Annotated in this window: 12 protein-coding genes; 5 read left to right on the top strand and 7 right to left on the bottom strand. The window is 59.7% G+C overall.

The window, feature by feature from the left end; all coding sequences use genetic code 11:
* The first annotated feature begins 43 nt into the window (after window positions 1-43).
* Window positions 44-1,717 carry a SulP family inorganic anion transporter gene (locus H0O21_RS01455; RefSeq protein WP_185190145.1) on the top strand — a complete coding sequence of 558 codons (1,674 nt, stop codon included), beginning with the start codon at window positions 44-46 and terminating at the stop codon, window positions 1,715-1,717.
* A gap of 38 nt (window positions 1,718-1,755) precedes the next feature.
* On the top strand, window positions 1,756-2,013 hold the full coding sequence (locus tag H0O21_RS01460) for a Nif11-like leader peptide family natural product precursor (RefSeq protein WP_131456700.1): 258 nt from the start codon (window positions 1,756-1,758) through the stop codon (window positions 2,011-2,013).
* A gap of 279 nt (window positions 2,014-2,292) precedes the next feature.
* Here H0O21_RS01460 and H0O21_RS01465 read toward each other — a convergent pair whose 3' ends face one another.
* From H0O21_RS01465 to H0O21_RS01475, 3 genes are all read right to left on the bottom strand, one after another.
* Complete coding sequence (locus H0O21_RS01465) at window positions 2,293-2,583, bottom strand: hypothetical protein (protein WP_185190146.1); 291 nt, start codon at window positions 2,581-2,583, stop codon at window positions 2,293-2,295.
* A 281-nt stretch (window positions 2,584-2,864) separates the two neighbouring features.
* Window positions 2,865-9,071: a multicopper oxidase domain-containing protein gene (locus tag H0O21_RS01470; protein WP_185190147.1), complete on the bottom strand. Its 6,207-nt coding sequence runs from the start codon at window positions 9,069-9,071 to the stop codon at window positions 2,865-2,867.
* Between the two features lie 321 nt (window positions 9,072-9,392).
* Window positions 9,393-10,898: a hypothetical protein gene (locus H0O21_RS01475; RefSeq protein WP_185190148.1), complete on the bottom strand. Its 1,506-nt coding sequence runs from the start codon at window positions 10,896-10,898 to the stop codon at window positions 9,393-9,395.
* A gap of 445 nt (window positions 10,899-11,343) precedes the next feature.
* Here H0O21_RS01475 and H0O21_RS01485 point away from each other — a divergent pair, with 445 nt between their 5' ends.
* On the top strand, window positions 11,344-12,501 hold the full coding sequence (locus H0O21_RS01485; RefSeq protein WP_185190149.1) for a class I SAM-dependent RNA methyltransferase: 1,158 nt from the start codon (window positions 11,344-11,346) through the stop codon (window positions 12,499-12,501).
* A gap of 19 nt (window positions 12,502-12,520) precedes the next feature.
* On the opposite strand, the gene H0O21_RS01490 is transcribed toward H0O21_RS01485, so the two are convergent.
* Together H0O21_RS01490 and H0O21_RS01495 are read right to left on the bottom strand one after the other, a co-directional pair.
* Window positions 12,521-12,937 (bottom strand): phage holin family protein, encoded by a 417-nt coding sequence (locus tag H0O21_RS01490; RefSeq protein ID WP_370318302.1) that lies wholly within the window; start codon window positions 12,935-12,937, stop codon window positions 12,521-12,523.
* Window positions 12,934-13,401 (bottom strand): DUF883 family protein, encoded by a 468-nt coding sequence (locus H0O21_RS01495; RefSeq protein WP_131456696.1) that lies wholly within the window; start codon window positions 13,399-13,401, stop codon window positions 12,934-12,936. The genes H0O21_RS01490 and H0O21_RS01495 overlap by 4 nt, the downstream gene beginning before the upstream one ends.
* Before the next feature lie 153 nt (window positions 13,402-13,554).
* Here H0O21_RS01495 and smc point away from each other — a divergent pair, with 153 nt between their 5' ends.
* Both smc and H0O21_RS01505 read left to right on the top strand, forming a co-directional pair.
* Window positions 13,555-17,115, top strand: coding sequence for a chromosome segregation protein SMC (smc, locus tag H0O21_RS01500; protein WP_370523068.1), 3,561 nt, complete (start codon window positions 13,555-13,557; stop codon window positions 17,113-17,115).
* Between the two features lie 63 nt (window positions 17,116-17,178).
* Window positions 17,179-18,234, top strand: coding sequence for a PRC-barrel domain-containing protein (locus H0O21_RS01505; protein WP_370523069.1), 1,056 nt, complete (start codon window positions 17,179-17,181; stop codon window positions 18,232-18,234).
* 3 nt (window positions 18,235-18,237) lie between these two features.
* Here the strand turns inward: H0O21_RS01505 and msrB are convergent, their stop codons facing one another.
* Window positions 18,238-18,642, bottom strand: a complete 405-nt coding sequence (gene msrB, locus H0O21_RS01510) for a peptide-methionine (R)-S-oxide reductase MsrB (RefSeq protein WP_185190151.1) — start codon at window positions 18,640-18,642, stop codon at window positions 18,238-18,240.
* 28 nt (window positions 18,643-18,670) lie between these two features.
* Window positions 18,671-19,969: a glycosyl transferase gene (locus tag H0O21_RS01515; protein ID WP_370523070.1), complete on the bottom strand. Its 1,299-nt coding sequence runs from the start codon at window positions 19,967-19,969 to the stop codon at window positions 18,671-18,673.
* Window position 19,970: the final 1 nt, after the last annotated feature.

Genomic DNA, 19,970 nt, shown 5'->3' on the forward strand with positions numbered 1-19,970 from the left:
CCTCCGCAATCCTGCGAACAATGCAGGCAGCAGAGAAGCGCCAATGGCCACATGGTTTCCAGGTCGGATTCTGCATGGCTTCAATCAACGCCACTGGCGTGGGGATCTGCTGGGGGGGCTGACTGCAGCGGTGGTTGCCTTGCCCCTAGCCCTGGCCTTCGGCAATGCGGCGCTGGGCCCAGGAGGCGCGATTTACGGTCTTTACGGAGCCATCGTCACAGGGTGTCTAGCGGCGCTGTTCGGCGGCACCCCTGCACAGGTGAGCGGTCCGACCGGGCCCATGAGCGTGACCGTGGCCGGGATTGTGGGCACCCTTGCTGCCGTAGGAATCTCGCGTGACCTAAGCGGCGGGCAAGTCCTGCCCCTGGTGATGGCCGCGGTGGTGATCGGTGGACTGCTGCAAATCCTGTTCGGCCTGCTGCGCCTAGGGCGGTACATCACGCTGGTGCCCTACTCGGTGGTCTCGGGATTCATGTCGGGCATCGGCGTGATCATCCTGCTGCTCCAGATCGGCCCGCTTCTTGGCATCACCAGTGGCGGGGGTGTGGTGAATGCCCTGCGGATGGTGGCCGGCAACTGGCATCCGAATCCGGCTTCTCTAGGCATCGGTTGCTGCACGTTGCTGGTGGTGTTCTGCACTCCGGCCTCCATCCGTCGCTGGCTGCCCCCACCACTTTTGGCGCTGCTGTTGATCACGCCGCTATCGCTGCTGCTCTTCGGCTCGGAACAATTGCCGAGGATCGGGGCGATCCCAGAGGGAGGCCTACAACTGAACGTGCCCAACTGGAGCGAACATCTCCCTGTGCTCGTGAGGGCAGGGCTGGTGCTGGCAGTGCTCGGCTCCATCGACTCGCTTCTGACCTCACTGGTGGCCGACAACCTGAGCGGAACGCGTCACCGTTCGGACAAGGAGCTGATCGGTCAAGGCATCGCCAACGCCGTAGCAGGCCTACTCAGCGGCCTGCCAGGAGCCGGGGCGACCATGCGCACGGTGATCAACATCAAATCCGGGGGCCGCACACCCCTTGCGGGGATGGTGCACTCACTGGTGCTGTTGGTGCTGCTGCTTGGGGCCGGCCCCTTGGCGGAAGGAATTCCCACTGCGTTACTCGCAGGAATTCTGATCAAGGTGGGGCTCGACATCATCGACTGGGGATTCCTATTCAGAGCCCATCGGTTGTCTCGCAAAACCGCGGTGGTGATGTGGGGCGTCTTGGTCCTCACCGTGTTTTGGGATCTGATCGGGGCCGTGCTGGTGGGCATGTTCGTGGCCAACCTGCTGACGATTGAAAATCTGAGCGAGCACCAACTGGCAGGGATGGAGAGCGGGCCAGAGGCCAGCGGCAACCTTCCCCCCGAGGAGCAGGCCCTCCTCAACCGTTGCGGTGATGCCGTGATGCTGTTTCGCCTGCAGGGCCCTCTCAGCTTTGGAGCCGCCAAGGGCATCAGCGAGCGGATGATGCTTGTTCGTGAGTACAGGATGCTGATTCTCGATATCAGCGAGGTCCCTCATGTGGGGGTCACGGCCAGCCTGGCAATCGAGCGCATGGTGGATGAAGCCCGCAACCACCATCGGGACGTGTTGGTAGCCGGCGCCTCTGGCAAGGTGCGCGAGCGGCTGAACCAGTTCGGGATCGATGCGTTGGTGCCGACCCGCAGGGAAGCGCTCGAGCAAGCACTGGCCCATCTGGGCGGGGATAACGCAACCTTTAGCTGAACACTTAAAGATGAGGGCATCCCAACGATGGCCCCGTCATGAGCCAGCAGAATCTGGATCGATTCCTCAAGCAAGCCTCCGCCGATCCCGCCCTCACCGACAAGGTGAAAGCAGCCCGTTCGGCGGAGGAGCTGATCCAGGTGGCCGCCGACCACGGCCATGAGCTTCACCACGCCACGGTGGTGCGCCACAACCTGCACAACATGGCCGGCATGAGTGATCAGGAGATCACCGAGCTAGGCAACAAAATCTTCGAACAGAATTTCGGCGACGTGTTCATCGGCCGCTTCATCTGATCGGTTCGCCACTGGATCGGCTCACTCCCTTCGACTCAAACTCCAGCTGGTCCTTGCAGCTGGAACAGAGCAAGTGGCCCTTATGGCGCCAGAAGCTGCGTGTGGAACGCTCGATGTCTTTGGTGCACATCAGACAGCGAAACAGGGGGCTCATGCCAGGCCGGTGGAGAGCGTGTCTTGAATGTGCAGCAGCCTGCAGGAGCCGGCTGTGTAAGCCGTTACCGAGTCATGGGTAGGGGCCTTCCAGCCCCCATGAGTCATTTGGGTGATAGGAATGACCTATGCAGCGTGAGACTGCCTTTCTGCGCCCTGCTGCTCCATTCCTTGACAAAGTGTTGACAACGGCGCTTCGTGGAGCTGTTGGCCGATGGCATCCACCTGCAGGAACAAGTAGCGGAAGGCGGAGTCAGACGGGGAACGCTTGAGCTCGATCCCAAGCGACTCCGTGAGCACAGCATGATGACGCCGGGCAAAGCGCTCAGGATCACGCAGGCTCTCGCATTTGCTCAGGATCCCGAGCACCTCCATCAGCAGCAGGCACAAGACTGGGATGCGGATACCTCGACGCATCAGGGATCGCCTTGAGTAGCTAATCAGCTAGAGATCTGTTGTGGCAGAAACGCTTTGGAACACTGAGAGGGGGCGATCCCACCGACCTCAACCCATGCTCGCGGCCGCAGCAAAATGCCTGTGACGCTCTTTGAATCAGCCCTGCGTCGTGACGTGTCCTAGGCCAAGCAAAAATGCAAAAGAAAAAGCCCTGGGCCATGACCCAGGGCAGAGATGTGTTTAGGGGATGGAAGATGTTCAGGCTGATCAGACAACCGGATGAACGGTTGTCTGCTTGATGATCAAACGGTTGTCAGAGCATATTGCTGGTTGTGCTCTTCAATCAGCGAAACGACTGACTGATCAAGACCAGCTGCCATCACGCCCGAGCTGCCTTCCAGCTCGTCGATGAAGGCACGTTCGTGACCTTGGCTGGCATCATGTAGAACACCAGATTCGATCGCATTCTGCTCGGCAAAGGCACTGCTATCCCAGTGGCGACCATTCTGTTCAAACAGATCCATCATGCTGAACTTGGAAGAAACTCCTGCAAAGAGCTGATCTCCCTGATGGAGAGTCTGATTCCAATCAGCATCAATGATTGACAAATCAATGATATCGATCGTTCCGTCGAAATTGGCATCCACATCATGGGGGGTACTAGAAGCTCGAGCACCAGCCTCTAGCGCAGCCAGATCCTTCATCCCAACGCGACCATCGTAGTTCAGGTCACCTTGGAACGTCACCAGGTGCTTCACCTGGAACTGCTCAATCTGAGTGGAGTCCCACATGAAGTCGCCATAGGCCTCAAGCTTGTAGCCAAGCTCGTGGGTATCAACAACAGAACCAGCTTCACCAATGATTTGGAACGTTGTTGTGATCTCAGCCACTTCGCCTTGGCCAACCTCAGGGCTCCAGCCAAGTTCAGTAAGAGTATCAGTACCGTTGCTGAACTGAGCACTCACGTCAGCAACAGAATTGCTGAGTGAAGTGAGCTTCATGTCAGTGAAGGTGAACTCACCATTGTTTTGCCAGGTATTCGACTGCATGATCGTGTCACCACGACGCACGAGGTTGGAGAATTCTCCTTCGCCATATTTGCGAATCTCGCGCTGTGTTCCCAGATCAAAGCTACCTTCAGCGACCAGCTCAGCTTGTGCAGAGCGGGCGACGACCTCAAGATCAGGATTGAGCATCGCATATTGGCCGCCAAGGTCACGCAGGGAGTATTGGTCTTGCCAGACAACACTGTCAATGTTGGCATCAACAGAGAAGCTCAGAGGAACGCTGAAGTTCTCCGTGTTCATGAAGCCATAGACATCCTCTGAACGCTCGGCCTTGATCAGATCATTAATGTCGCCACGCTGTTCCAGTGCAACATACGCAAGGACCTGACGATTCGACACCGAGTGCCCAGTACCGAGAGACTCGAGACCAGCACCAGCGAAACGGATCGACTGAGTACCGTCGTGACACTCGTGAATCTCAACACGACGCTGAACATTCAGATCGTCTGTAAAGAAGATGTTTTCTTCCTTTAGCTCAAAGACGTCACCGAATGCCTGGCCCAGATCCACCGTGAAGTCGAGAGTGTTGATGCTCGAGTCACGGAGTGATTCAGCGGTAATCGCTAGATAAAACTTGCTACCTTGCTCGGCCTCATTCCCGAACTGGCGCAAGACAATTTCATCAGCAGAATCACCAGTAAAGACAGGCTGCTTGACAAGACTTAGGCCGAGGTCAATTGCCTTCTCGGCAAATTCCTTGTAGTAGAAGCGTGATGCACTTCCATCGGGGTCACCAGCTTGCTCATCGGGATGTTCACAATCAGCGTGATCGTGAGCAGCAGCTGCAGCTCCCTCTTCGCAATCTTCACCACCGCAACAGTCTGCGTGGTCGTGGGCGTCACCTTCGGCACAATCGGCGTGGTCATGAGCGGCTGCGTCCGTACCGTGATCATGGTCGGCTACAGCGGCCGGATCTGCCTCGAGTGATTCGGCGATTACCGTCTCACCCGCAGCTCCCTCTTCGCATGCTTCACCGTCGACACATTCATCATGATTGTGCGCTGCAGCATCCGTACCGTGATCGTGCTCGTGGTCGTGTGCAGCCGCTGGATCTGCCTCGAGTGATTCGGCGATTACCGTCTCAGCCGCAGCTCCCTCTTCGCATGCTTCACCGTCGACACATTCATCATGATTGTGCGCTGCAGCATCCGTACCGTGATCGTGCTCGTGGTCGTGTGCAGCCGCTGGATCTGCCTCGAGTGATTCGGCGATTACCGTCTCAGCCGCAGCTCCCTCTTCGCATGCTTCACCGTCGACACATTCATCATGATTGTGCGCTGCAGCATCCGTACCGTGGTCGTGCTCGTGGTCGTGTGCAGCCGCTGGATCTGCCTCGAGTGATTCGGCGATTACCGTCTCAGCCGCAGCTCCCTCTTCGCATGCTTCACCGTCGACACATTCATCATGATTGTGCTCTGCTGCATCCGTACCGTGGTCGTGCTCGTGGTCGTGTGCAGCCGCTGGATCTGCCTCGAGTGATTCGGCGATTACCGTCTCAGCCGCAGCTCCCTCTTCGCATGCTTCACCGTCGACACATTCATCATGATTGTGCTCTGCTGCATCCGCACCGTGGTCGTGCTCGTGGCCGACTTCGTGGTGGTAATTCGCGAGGGACTCCGAGTCACCGAAATTCACCCATTCAAAACCCTTGAACTCAGCACTGCCGGTTGCGCGACTCTTAATTTTAAGGCTTGCACCATCGAAACTGATTTCGTAGTTGTCATCCGATTGATCAGAATCCAACTCGCCGTCGTAATCAAGCTTTCCACCAAGCAGCAGGTTGTCTTGCAGCGAGTCGCTCAGAGCTTCGTAAGTTGTCGTTGGCTGATCACCATCTGAGCTGTCCGCAGACTCAATGCGCAGAGCGGCACCAGGAGAGTCTGTGGTATAGATCTTGATGCCCTCTCCATTCTCTGCCTCGTTAAAGTCAATCGTGATTGCACTATGCTCAGGGCAGTCATCGCAGTCGGCATACAGGATTTGATCCTGTGGACGCCTACCTGTGATGGTGTTCTCCTCGTAATGTTCACCCAGGAGAAGAACACGATGATCGGAGATAAGCGCCGTTACATCGATGTCTGTGGCGGACTTGCTGAGGATTGTAATCTTGTCCTCAAGCAGATCTGTCTCACTGAAGTCTCCAAAGAGCTGAACCCTCTGGACGGCGTCAGCCTCAGAAGCCTCACCGAGGTTCAGCGTGTATTCCTCAACCCTAGAAATCTCGGCGATGAGCTGGAATGTTTCGGCTGAGAGTGGCTGATCTTGAGCAACCTCTCCAATCGCCCTGAGAACGACAGTCTCGGTGCGCTCACTCAAATCACCGTACAGCGCTTTCAGTTCCTCACGGTAAGAGGCATTGATAGAGGTCTCATCATCAGAAGCGATTGCATAGATGCGGTAGGTCTCGGTTTTGGCGTCTCCACGAATGATCGCGTGATCGCCTCTCTCAGCGTGGTTTCCACCATCAAGAAGATCCCGCCCATTTGCAGCATTCTCCTCAAGTGAGCCTTCTGCATTCACAAACAGCACATCATCCCAGTTATTGCCATTCAGCTCATCGTCACCCTTGCCGCCAAACAGGACAACACGGGATTTACCAGAGTAGCTCAGGACGTCATTGCTATCCGATGCACCAGGGGCAAAGTGGAAGACGCCATCTTTTGTCAACAACATCTCTACACTGCGCAATATATCAGTGCCATCGATATCATTTGAAATCTGCAGCTCACCACCCACAAGGTCAAAGGCTAGATCTGCGACGTTGGTGCCGTAGATGGCCATATCCATACCGGTGCCACCGTCGAGATAGTCATCGCCAGTACCTCCAACCAGAACGTCATTACCGTAGTAACCGTTAATCCTGTCGTTACCGCCGCCGCCATGGATGAAAGAATCACCCCAGAAATTGTCGTCGGCGCTAGGGGTGATCACATCATCTTCTTCTGAACCCCAGAGCATGTTGCTGAAGTTAGCCATCACATCTGCCGTCAGATTTGATGGGGTCCCGATCGTGACATCCTGACCGAGATGGCCCTCATGCCCTGTATGCCCTGCATGTCCGCCACCCGCCGCAGCAGGATCAGTAGCAATCGGAGTGCCATGGAAGCCAGAACCATCCGGCCGGGTTGGTGTTGTTCCTACAGCGATGTCAGCTGACGTGCTGTGATCGATTCCCGTAACCGGATCGATGGAGTTGGTTGGCCCATCATGGATTCCAGGCGTATGCGCTGGATCATGCATTAATGGGAAGTAATCAGGTGAAAGGCTGAATTCTTCTGTTACGTATGCACCCTCCTGGAAGAAGCCGTCATACAGCTGAGTCCAGAAGTTATACATCATCATTGAATCTTCGTGATTAAGGTTGTGGCAGTGGAACACAAAGCCGCCTTCAAAGGTGCGGAAATGCATAACGATTTCCGCAGTTGTATTGGGTCCTAGAATCGTTGTATCACTCTTCCATTGCTTCTCAGGCCAGTAATCAGGGCCGGGCTCTCGTCCTTCAATCGTCAACACCTGGTGCGATTCCAGGTGGATATGGATCGGATGCCACCAACCGCCGGAACCATTAATCAGATTCCACTGTTCCGCATTGCCAAGCGTGATTGCATTATCAACTCGCTCATGTTCCCAGGCCTGCTGGTTGATCACCCACATGCCTCCCCGACGTCCGAATTCAAACTGACGAGTGCGTGTCACCATGTCACGAGTGATCTCGTGGTGCTCGCGTAACGGGGTGTCTAGCGTCAGGTTGTATGTCGGCGTGGAAGGTGTCGCTTCACCAACCACAATCTTCATAATGCGATCGGAGAACCCTGTATCGCCTAGATCATTGAGTTTTCCGACCGGCCCACGGCCTGACTGCTGCTCAGCTGTGTTCACCAAATAGAGAACTGTGCCTGGCTCGTATTTGCTGAAGTCCATCACCACATCAGCGCGCTGAGCCATGGAGAGGGTGAACTCTTCCATCGCCAATGGTTCACCGTTCAGCCAGGTATCGTTGCCGATCCGCAAATGCTCTTGCATTGTGCCGGCTTCATCTTGAATGCTGAGCTGATAGATGCGACCGGTGGATGCGCCAAGCATGCGCAAACGGGTTTGGGTGGGCTCCACCACAAGGAACGGGTATGACTTCCCGTTGATAACGGCTACATCTCCAAGATAACCGTCAATATTGTCACCTACAGGGGAACCATCAAAGAAAAAAGAACCATCTGCATTGAATGTGCGATCGGAAATAGCCAGTGCAATGTCATATTTTGAGTTTGTCGACATAAACTTCGCTTCATCCCACTCCACAGGATTGCCATTGGCGTCCTTATTGGACCAACCAGGCAGAACCATGTTCTTGACGAGATCCAGCTCAAACTCGTCATAGGACAGCCAGAATCCAGACATACCCTGGATCACGTGCAGGTCTGTCAGGTCCTCACCGTGATCGTGATACCACATGGTGGATGGAGCCTCGCTGAAGTCAGGCTGCCCATCCTCACCATTCGGGACTGTATTGGCGTAGTAATAATCCCGATACATTCCGGGATTAACTACATTTGAAGAGTATCCATCTGAGTGAGATGGGTTATGGCCACCATGCAGGTGAATCGATTCGCGCTGGGGGAATCCCTCTGGATTAATGCCCTCAAATGGAGGTAAATCGTTGTAGTGGCGAACCACAACCGGCTGGCCAACCTTCGTCTTAAATGTTGTGCCAGGGTATGTGCCATCGTATCCGTAAATCGGCGTTACGATCTGCTGATCTGCTCCATCGGCAACAACCTGGGTATTTGCAATCTCATACTGGGAATACCAGTAAACAGGATCATCAGTGCTGAAATATGGCGTTGTGCGCTGATCCGAGGAAATATTGTATTCAAAGAACTCATTTGCCATCCCGCCATAGAGTTCTTGGGTGGGATCAACATCTTGATACAGAGCAGGAGCCCCGCTTCTATCCGCTGAGGGAGCAGGATTGAAGCCCCAAGGCCCTACGCCATTGCCGATATATTCAGGCAGTTTCAGGCTGGGTACCGTGACCGGTGACGCCCATTTCGTGATAGCAAAAGGAGTATCTTCGCCCTGATATCGCTCGGTTTCGACAAAAATCGGGTTCGTTGTGTCCTTGATCAGAACTTGAACGCCTTCGTAAACCAGGGTGCCGCGAGGCTTGTCGCTGTAAAGATTTAGCTTGAAGTACTCATCTCCATCAGCAACCCAGTCCTCTGCCAGCTGGTGGACAATTTGAGCGGTTCCATCGGCCTGGATTGTGGCCTGGCCGACAATGGTTCCAGCGGCGAGATCAGTGGAGTCGACCGATTGATCGATGGCTGTATCAAGCGCGTAATGAATGATGGTGCCTGCAGGTGCGCCATCCGCGTGAACAGTGGTGATGAGCTGACCACCTTCCTCAACTGAGGCCTGGGAGGTCGTAATTGAGTAAGCGGCCATTTGCTTAGGCCCCACGAGGGGGATCTATTCATTTGCCAAACTATCTGCAACACCCAGGGCCAGGCACTGGCAAGGTCACTCGTTGCTTGTCTCAAGCATTTGGATGCGTTTTGCGTACTTTCTAACGCGATTTACAGCGCTGATCTTCGCAATCCATACAGCTTCTGCGTTTTTCGGACATTTGCATCCAGTTTTCTTGCTTCCCCGTTCTCCAGCTCGCCTGGTCCTATGAAGGCCGGCCCTCGACTCCCTTCTCGCCGCTGCTTCGATTGACTGGTCAGGCCAATCAACCAGCTCCAACAAACTAGTAGTACAACCATCTCAATAAATCCTTATCCGACAGCCACCAACCGGCACTCTCCATCCATGCTGCTTCTGATTGGCTGCGGTGAGGACATAGCGCACTGAATCCGCGCTGTGATCAGGTGCAGTCCTTTCCATATCCTCTGGGTTCTTTTCATCGCTAACGCAGTAGGGCAATGTTTGCCAAAGCGATTCGCAGGATTCGGAGATGAAGAGCCCGGGTGCCCCGTCGCGGTCTGCTGCGTAGAGGAGCTGTTTCATGAACTGCCAGCCAACGGCTCTCGAGCTTTTGGGGCTACCGGTGATCTGGAAGCCGTAGCGGGCGAAGTCGTTGGCCAAGGTGACCGGTGCATCCCAGTGCTCTGCCGTCATTCCCAGCTGAGCGGTGACGGCCGAATCCATGATCGTGCGGCGCTTGCCGACATCGGCAAAGCTCATCCCGTAGTGACTGAGCAGCCCGCCAACCCTCGAGGCGAAGCGTTGCGTGGTGAGCGAACGGTCGCCGCGATTCCATTCCTTGGAGCCATCCGGCTGGATCGAGCAGATGTAAGCCTCATCCAGGCAGATCCACGATCCGCGGGGGATCACCTTCCCGCCGAGCTCGATCCAGTCATCCACCACCTCGACCATCAGCACTGCGCAGGCCGGTGATGCAGTGCCCCAGTCACAGCCAAGCCAGCACCACCGCGACTGGTGTTCGCGTCTAATCGCCGGCCCATCAACGCCTTGATACGGGAGGCTCAACCCGCCGGGCAACATGCTGCGCTCGATCGACAGGCAGGCACCGAAGAAGCCGGCTGTGACCTGCCCCCAATCGCCATAGACCTCAGCGGCGATCTTGCTCTCATCGCAAAAGCAGCTGGCCTTGAGCTCGGCTTCGTATTGGTCGGGGTTGCTCAGGTGTGGGTTATCCCTGAGCGTCGACTTGATCCAGCAGGTCTCGCCACCACCGAAGAACTCGCAGCGCCAGATCCGACCGGGCAGCTGCTTGGAAACGATGTAGTCCCGCACCCACCAGGAGCCAGGGCCAAGGGGGTTGCAGGTGGCGATGAACTTGGGCACCACCGCCGGATCGGTGGTTCGCATTGAGCTCCGTGCCCGCAGCACCACCTGAGGGTCAGGCTCCTGGGTCAGCTCATCCCAGAAGATGTGGCTCAGGTCTTCACCTTGGATCTTGGCGAAGGCTTCGCCGCCATCCATGTGGATCAGCCGCAGGATGCCGCCGTTGCTCAGGCGCCATGTGCGCTTGGCCTTGAGATAGCGGCTACCGGGCATCAGCATTGGCAGCTGGCCCTGCAGCAGATCCTCGAGCTTGGAGAGGCCCGCCAGATCGTGACGGATCAGCACGGCGTTGAAACCGTCGCCGCTGATTAGCGCGAAGTACCCGATCAACCAGACCAGGAGGATCGACTTTCCGCCGCCGCGGCCGCCGGCCAAAACCAGGCTGTTGAGCGAATCAACCGATTGCACCAAGCCGGCGACCTTGCGCTGCCATGGGGAGAGCTGCAGAGGCTTAACCGGCATGGGCTGCTCCATAAGCCCCAGTCTGCCGAGATTCGCCGTTGACATCCCGGCGAATTGTCAATCGGGATGTCAATCGGTGATTGACAGGGCGTAATGGCCGCGACCAGAAAGCCAGTGCCAAGCTACTTAAAAGGGGCCTTCCAGCCCCCATGGATCATTTGGGTGATAAGGCTGACCTCACCCCATCTCCTTTAAGGATCAGGCAGCAACAGGGGCTGCTTGACGGGAGAAACGAACGATGTTGTTCGCAGTTACGGGTTTGCTCTCACCGAGCAGGCTTCAGTCACCCTCCTCATGCCCCGTCGAAACCATTGCAGCCCCAGGGAGGGGGGAATGGAGCTGAGCGGAATCGAACCGCTGTCCGAAACACTGGTGTGGATCACCTAGTCCGGTCGAGACCGGACGTTGTCATTCTGACAGCAGTGGTGACGGAGAGCACAGGATCGTGGGGAGGGACAACCGCCATGCACACCGAAGGATCCCCGCCGTGGCGGTGCTGCCCCAGGGACTCGAGGAAGCGGGAGCCCAGGAGCTGATCGACCTGGGGGCCAAGGCCGTAAGGCCGCTACGCCGAGCCGCGGCCTTCGAAGCTGATATGGCCTGCCTCTATCGGCTGCACTTGCAGTGTCGCCTGCCCTTCAGGCTGCTTCGAGAGCTAAGCCGCTTCCCCTGTGATGGCCGCGACTCGCTTTATCACGGCGTGCAGGACAGCGTCGACTGGGAACGCTGGCTGCATCCCTCCATGAGCTTCCGGGTGGATGCCACCGGCAGCGCCCAAGGGCTCAACCACAGCCATTACAGCGCCCTGCAAGTGAAGAACGCGATCGTGGATCGCCAACGGGAGTTGTGGGGGGAACGTTCCTCAATCGACTTGGAGGAGCCCGACCTCCATCTCCACCTGCACCTGGGACGGGGCGAAGCTGTGCTCAGCCTCGATGGCTGCGGCGGCAGTCTCCATCGCCGTGGCTACCGGGCGGCAATGGGTGCCGCACCGCTCAAGGAAAACCTGGCCGCTGGGTTGATCCGGCTCACGGGTTGGGACGGCACCACTCCCCTGGTCGATCCCCTCTGTGGTTCAGGCACCCTCCTGATCGAAGCCGCGAGCCTGGCCCGCAGGCAATCCCCTGGCCTTGAGAGGACCTTCAGCCTCGAAGGCTGGGCGGATTTCGATGCTGAGCTCTGGCGCGATGAACTGGAGCGGGCCCGGAGGCGCAGCCAGCCCCAGCAGCCCTCAGCACCAATCCTGGGCTGGGAGCAGGATGCCGCCATTGCCGAGCAGGCTCGCAGCAACGTGGCTGCCGCCGGTCTCGAGGAGTCGATCACCATCAACACCGGTGATTTCCGCGATCTGTCACTACCAGCGGGGCCTGGGATCGTGGTTTGCAACCCGCCCTATGGGGTACGCATCGGCGCTGAGGACGAACTCGAAACGCTTTATGGCGACCTGGCCCAGGTGGTGAAACGGGAAGCGTCCGGCTGGGAGTTCTGGCTGCTCAGCGGCAACCCTGCTGTGACCGGAGCGTTGCGCATGAAGGCGTCCCGGCGGATCCCAATCAGCAACGGCGGCATCGATTGCCGCTGGCTGCACTACCAGGTGCGCTGAGAAGAAAACCCACGAAGGTTCAGCGACCCAGCACCGCCTTGGTCGTGCGGGACAGACCATCAAGAGTCTGGGGCAAATAGGGCCCCTTGGTGAGCTGTCCGCCAATCCGCAGGCTGATGCCGGCCACCACCACATCAGCAATCGCCAGAACGACCAGGGCCTGAACCAGGGACCACCCCCAGGCCTCAAGAGCCCAGACCAGCAGGGCGACTTCAGCAGCGATGAGCGCCAGCAGCATCAGGGTGCCGCCCATGGCCAGGAACAAGCCACCACTGATCAGCCGCCGCTTCTCCCTGTCCACCTCCTGAAGAGCAATGCGCACATGCAGATCCATCACGGAACCCGCCAGAGCCGTCACCCGGGCAGCAGCCCCGAGTCGCCTTGAGCGGGGTGCCTCGGACTGGGCACCTTGATCCATAGGAGTCGAGCCGGTCATGAGGAGCGCCGCCCTCCTGCCAGCAGGGATCCCAGCAGCAACCCAACACCGGCGGCAATGGCCAGTGACAGCAGCGGACGCTCCCGCACTGGCCGCTCAATCCTGGGCCGCAGGGTCTGATTCAGATCATCGAGCAGGTGCTCAAGCTGCTGTTCCAGGGGCTCAAGACTGTCGGCCAGATGTCGGGTGCGGTCGCCAGCCCGATGCAAAAGGTCCTCGAGCTGAGGCCGAACCGCCGTCCCGGCACGACCGGTTTGCTCCGCGATGACCCGAACCACTTCATCCAAGCTGCCGCGGGTGGCCTCCAAGGCCTGGGATGCAACCTCGGGCCAGCGTCGCTGGATCTCAGGCAGCAACGTCTCGAAATGATCGCGAAACCGCTGCGGAATTGACTCGAGCTCAGGGGTGGAAGGAGCCGGTTCGGGCCGAGTCGGCTCCTGGGCGGGGAAAGCTGCCGGGTCCATGGATCTCCAGCTGGTTGCCCGCAGGTTAGGGGCGAAGTCACACCCTTGAGCTTTTCAGGGGGTCCGCTAACTTGTGACCGCTGACAGCCGTTGCCCCTGTTGGTTCACATCAATCAGGTCGGGCTGACGCACTTCAAGTCCTTCGGGGGGGCGATGTCGATCCCCCTGGAACCCGGTTTCACGGTGGTCACCGGGCCAAATGGATCCGGAAAGAGCAACATCCTTGACGGCGTGCTGTTCTGCCTCGGACTCGCCAACAGTCGCGGCATGCGCGCCGATCGACTGCCTGATCTGGTGAACAGCGGTGTACTCAAGGCGGGGAAGGCCGCAGAGACCACCGTGAGCGTTCGCTTCGACCTCTCCGATTGGGCCCCTGATCCAGCGGACGAAGGCCTCGAGCCACCGGAGGAGGGGCCTTGGATTCGCGCCGATCAGAAGGAATGGACCGTGACCCGCAAACTGCGGGTCATGCCAGGCGGCTCGTACAGCAGCAGCTACAGCGCCGATGGTGAACCCTGCAATTTGCAGCAGTTACAAACCCAGCTGCGCCGGCTAAGGATCGACCCTGAAGGCAGCAACGTGGTGATGCAAGGGGATGTGACCCGCATCGTCTCGATGAGCAACCGGGAGCGCCGGGGCCTTGTTGATGAGTTGGCCGGTGTCGCCCTTTTTGACAGTCGCATCGAGCAGACGCGCCGCAAGCTCGATGACGTTCAGGAGCGGCAGGAGCGCTGCCGGATCGTGGAGCAGGAACTTCTAAACGCCAGGCAACGGCTTGAGAAAGATTGCGCCAAGGCGCGCACCTATCAGGAGTTGCGCCAGCGCCTGCAAATGGGTCGACAACAGGAGCTGGTGCTGGGCTTCGAAGCCGCTTGCCGGGAGCTGGAGCTCCAGAAAACCCGCCAGCAGCAACTCGCGGAACAGACCGTTCGCGACCGCGAAGCCCTGAGCGAGAAGGAGACAACCCTTCAAGCTGCCGCCAGCCAGCTTCAAACCCTTCAGGAGAGCGTGAAAGCCCTCGGCGAAGACCAATTGTTGGGCGTGCAGGCGGAGCTCGCCGGCCTCGACACCCGGGGGCGTGACCTGGAACGGCAGTCGGCTCTGCATCAGCAGGAAGGCGAACGGCTCCAGGGCCTCCGCCACGATCTGAACAACCGTCGCCGCCAATACCAGGAGGAAGGGCAGCAGCTGGTGGCCAACACCAGTCAGGAGAACCTTGACGATGCCGAACGGCTCTGCCGTGACGCGGAAGCCGCTGTGGAGATCTCCCGCCGCCGCCTTGGTGATGTGGCCGGGCGCTCCGGTACCTGGATCGAGGAACAACGGCAGCGCAGCGCCCGTCGCCTCGAGCTCCAGGCTCAGCTGACCCCGCTGCAGCGGGAGCAGCAACAACTCCTGGAGCGTGAGCGGCAGGACACTGATCGTCTCGCTGATCTTCAGCAGGAGCTGGAGACCGACGGAGAGGAAGACCGCCGGGTGCAGCAGAGCCTCGAACAGCTCGAGCAGGAGTGGCAAACCCTGCTCCAATCCCTGCGGGAAGGCAAGGAGCTCGTGCAGACCCTGGCAGAGGAGCTCGCCGTTCAGCAGCGCACCCGCGCTCGCCTCGAGCAAGAGCAGGGCAAGCTCGAGCGGGAGATCGCCCGCCTCGAGAGCCGGCGGGAGGCCCTGCAGGAAAGCCGAGGCACCGGAGCCCTTCGCTTACTTCTCGAAGCAGGCCTCGATGGCATCCACGGCCCGGTTGCGCAGTTAGGGGAGGTGGAGGAACGCCACCGTCTCGCCCTTGAGGTGGCCGCCGGGGCTCGCCTTGCCCAGGTGGTGGTTGATGATGATCGGATCGCCGCCCAGGCGATTGAACTGCTCAAAAGCCGCCGGGCCGGGCGACTCACCTTCCTGCCCCTCAACAAGATCAGAGCCTCTGGGGGTGGCAGCGGCGCAGCCATGGCCCGCGGCCGCCGCCCGGATGGGGCCATGACCCCGAGCGGCGGAGGGCTCATCGGACGGGCGGTGGAACTGGTGCGCTTCGAACCGATCTATGCCGATGTGTTCGCCTATGTCTTTGGAGATACCCAGGTCTTTAGTGATCTGAACAGCGCCCGGCAGCAGCTGGGTCGCCAGCGAGCCGTCACCCTTGAGGGAGAGCTGCTTGAGAAAAGCGGTGCCATGACCGGCGGCAGCCTGTCCCAGCGCAGCGGTGGTCTCAGTTTCGGGGTGAGCAGCGACAGCGATGAGGCAGCACCCCTGCGCCAGCGGCTGTTGGAGCTGGGGGAAGCTCTGGTGGCCTGCCATCGCGAAGAACAGCGCCTGAGCGCTGCCCTGGATGCAAGCCGCCCGCAATACCGCCAGCTGGAACAGCGACAAGCTGCCCTTGAGGCGGAACGTCAGACGGCCCGTCGAGCCCACGCCCCTTTGCTTGAGCGCTGCCGTCAACGCAACGATCGGCTCGAAAACCTTCGCAACAGCCAGGCCCAGCTGCAATCCCGACTGACGGAACTAGGGGCAACCGTTTCACCCCTTCAGGCCGAGCTGGACACCCTGATTCAGCAGGAGCAGGCCGCACAGCAGCAGGGAGATGCCGGCAATTGGCAACAGCTGCAGGAGGAACTGGAAGCAGCTGACCGAGCCCTGAGTGATGCGCGCCAGCGACGGGATGGGCTGCTGCAGGAAGAGCGTCAACGGGAGCTAGCCCTGGAACGCCTCGGCGATCAGCAACAGAACCTGGAAGCGGAGGAGCAGCGCCTGCTGGAGGCCGTGAAGGCCCTCGGTGAGCAGCACAGCCGCTGGCAAAAAGAGCAGCAGGAACTGACGGAGCGGCGCCAAGCCCTCGACACCCAGCAACAGGAGCTACAGACGCGCTTTGGGGAGCAGCGCCGGGCCCGGGACGAAGCAGAGGCAGCCGTGGCTGAGCAACGCCAGCAACTCCAACAGGCTCGTTGGGAACTGGATCGGCTGCAGGAGGAACAGGAGACCCTGGCGGAACAGTTGCGCAGCGGCTCCCTGCGACTGCAAGAGCTGGAAAGGGCACTGCCTGATCCAAAACCTGAAATCCCAGAGGAGCTGCGCGCCGCGGGATTAGAAGCTCTCCAAAGCGAGTTGCAGCAGTTGCAGCAGCGGATGGAAGCACTAGAGCCCGTGAACATGCTGGCCCTGGAGGAGCTGGCCGAGCTGGAGACGCGGCTCAATGATCTCGGGGAGCGCCTTGACGTGCTCAGCCAGGAGCGGGAAGAGCTGCTGCTGAGGATTGAAACCGTCACCACCCTGCGGCAGGAAGCCTTCATGGAGGCCTTTACCGCCGTGGATGGTCACTTCCGCGAGATCTTCGCCAGCCTCTCCGATGGCGACGGCCATCTGCAGCTCGACAACAACGATGACCCCCTCGAGGGAGGTCTCACCCTGGTGGCGCATCCGAAAGGCAAGTCGGTGCGCCGATTGGCCGCCATGTCAGGGGGAGAGAAATCGCTGACGGCGCTCAGCTTTCTCTTCGCCCTGCAGCGTTTCCGCCCCTCACCCTTCTATGCCCTCGATGAAGTCGACAGCTTCCTCGATGGTGTGAATGTGGAGCGGCTGGCAGCCCTGATCGCACGGCAAGCCGAGGATGCCCAGTTCCTGGTGGTCAGCCACCGTCGGCCGATGATCGGCGCCTCCCAACGCACGATTGGTGTGACCCAGGCACGGGGTGCCCACACCCAGGTGGTGGGGCTACCGGATGCAGCCTGAACAACCGCCAGTGTCCCCTTGCGTCAAAATGACCGGAATGAATCGCCAGGACTGGGCAAGGATTTGAGCGCATCTCCATCCCCAAACGACCCTCTCGGCGCCATCGTGCCCGGTGCTGGAGTCCCCAGCGACCGGCTGTGGCTGCGTTCTGAACTGATGGGCACCCAGGTGATCACCCGCGACACGGGCCGCCGTCTTGGGGTGGTCGGTGAGGTGATCGTCGACATCGATGGCCGTGAGGTGGTGGCCCTAGGCCTGCGGGACAACCCCCTGACCCGCTTTCTGCCTGGCCTTCCCCGTTGGATGCCCCTAGACCGGATCCGTCAGGTGGGCGACGTGATCCTCGTCGACTCCGTTGATTCCCTCAGCGAAACCTTTCAGCCGGATCGCTACAGCCGGGTGATCAACTGCCAGGTGATCACAGAATCCGGTCAGCAGCTGGGCCGCGTGCTTGGCTTCTCGTTCGACATCGAAACCGGCGAACTCACCACACTCGTGATGGGTGCTCTCGGGGTTCCTCTACTCGGGGAGGGGGTGCTCAGCACCTGGGAGATTCCGGTGGAGGAAATCGTCAGCAGCGGTGCCGACCGAATCATTGTCTATGAGGGCGCCGAAGAGAAGCTCAAGCAACTCAACAGTGGCTTCCTCGAAAAGCTTGGGGTTGGAGGTCCCAGCTGGGAGGAACAGGAACGGGAGCGCTACCGCGTCAACGTCGTTCCCGTCGAGAACCAGCTGACCTCAGGCCAAGCGAACGAACAGGAGCAGCGGCGGCTGGAGGCCTCCCGGGCAGAGACCTTCGCTCCAGAGGAAGAGCTCGACTATGTGGAAATCGACGAGCGCCGCTACGAGCAGCAACGGCAGCCCCAGCGCTATCTCGATGCCTATCCCGACGAACAACCGCAACGCTGGGATGAACAGGATCGCTACGGACGGCTGGAGCAGGAAGAGAGACCAGGACCGGAGCCGGAGCCTGTTGAACGCTTTTCGGCCAGGCCCCGTCCAGCGGCGCGTCGGGCGGTTGACCCGATCGGCGACCCCCTCGATGTCGAGCCGATCGAGCCCAACGAGCGCTTTCGGGAACCCGCAGATCCAAGAGAGGAGCTTGAGGATCCCTGGTAACGGTCAGTCCCGATCCTTGAACTGCAGCGAGGCGCTGTTCACGCAGTAGCGCAATCCAGTTGGTGCGGGGCCATCGCTGAACACATGGCCCAGATGGGCATCACAACGGGCGCAATTGATTTCCGTTCGCACCATGCCGTGACTGCGATCCTCTTTCGTCAGGATCGCGCCACTGGTCACCCCATCCCAGAAGCTGGGCCAACCAGTTCCCGATTCGAATTTGGTCTCAGAGCTGAACAGGGGCGCATCGCAACAGACGCAGTGATACAGGCCATCAGCTTTGTGATTCCAGTAGGCGCCGGTGAAGGCCCGTTCTGTGCCCCCCTGACGAGCAACCTGGAACTGCTCAGGGGTGAGCTGCGCCTGCCACTCATCAGCGCTGCGCTCAAGGCGGTCACCGGCGGTCATGGGGGCTGGATACGAAAGCGGCCAGACCCTAGTCGGTCAGCGCCTTGGGCAGCAGCTCACGAATTTCTGCGGCCAGCGCCCTGACCGCTCCTGGCTGGCCACGAAGGCTGCGTAAGTCGTCTCGCTGCCCTTGCAAACGCTCTGGGGAGGCCAGCCATTCATCCGCCTCCCGGGCGATGGCTTCCGGAGTGATCGCACCCACCCGTTCAGGCACCACCAGACGCCCCGCTGAAATGTTGGGCCAGGCAAGAAAGCCATGATTGCGCAGGCGCCAGGCACTGAGCAACCATCCGATGCATCGGCGTAAGCCGGGCAGACGCGCCAGCAGCCCGAGCCAACCATCCCAGGCCTGCATCACGCCCAGGTGCTGCGTCGGCACCAACACAAGCATCGGCACCCCTAGGGCGCCGAGCTCAGCGGTATTGGCACCCACGGTGGTGAGTGCCAGGGCGCACTGACTGAGGGGGCCATGGGCGGGTGGATCCTCATGGAGATGAATCACGGTGCCCGCTCCCGTGACCAGGCTGCGGCCGGACCATGCTGGAGAGGGATCGATGATCTGTGCAATCGAGGTCCTGTAGCAGGCAGCAATCGGATTGCTGGATCCTGCGAAATGCAGCAACTCCTCAGGGCTAGTCGTCGGCGCCACCGGCAACAGAAAGCGACAACCCGGGCGCAAAACAGCCAGTCGGTCGGCGGTCTCAAGCAGAAAGGGAACCCCCACGCACAACTTGGCTTGCTTGGACCCCGGCAGAAGCGCCAGCCACTCCCCTGGCGGGAGGGGCTCCTGCTCCCGGGCGTGGCTGGAGAGATCAGCCATCAGGTCCCCGATCACCGTGCAACGGGAACGGAAGCGTCTGGGTAGCTGGGAACGAACCTCGGGCCCCATGGCCGCCACCCGGTCATTCCAGCGGGGCCAGCGGGCCACCCATTCGGCGTAGGTGATGTGCCGATAGCCGAGCCGAGCCGACAACAAGACACTCCAGAACTGATCCCCCCCCAGAAACACCACCACCCCGCGGGACGCCCAGGGCCCGAAGCGCCCCGGACGCAGTAACAGAGACCAGAACTGAGCCGCGCTGGTGATGCGGTCAAACAGTCCCCAGGCTTGCGCCACCTCCGCCTCGCTGCCGGTGGCATTCGGGCAGGGCACGAGCACCAAGCGCAGGCTGATCGGTGAGGCCCCAGCACGCGGGCGAAGCAGCATCGAGCGATGCAGAGCTGCTGCCAGGGGTCTCACCCAGGTGGTGAGCTCCCCAGGGCCATTGGAGACCAACACGATGGACAGCGTGGCGTCTCCGGTCGGCAACTCAGGCAAGGGCGACACC

Origin of the sequence: Synechococcus sp. HK01-R (genome assembly GCF_014217855.1) — a bacterium.
Lineage (GTDB): Bacteria > Cyanobacteriota > Cyanobacteriia > PCC-6307 > Cyanobiaceae > Synechococcus_C.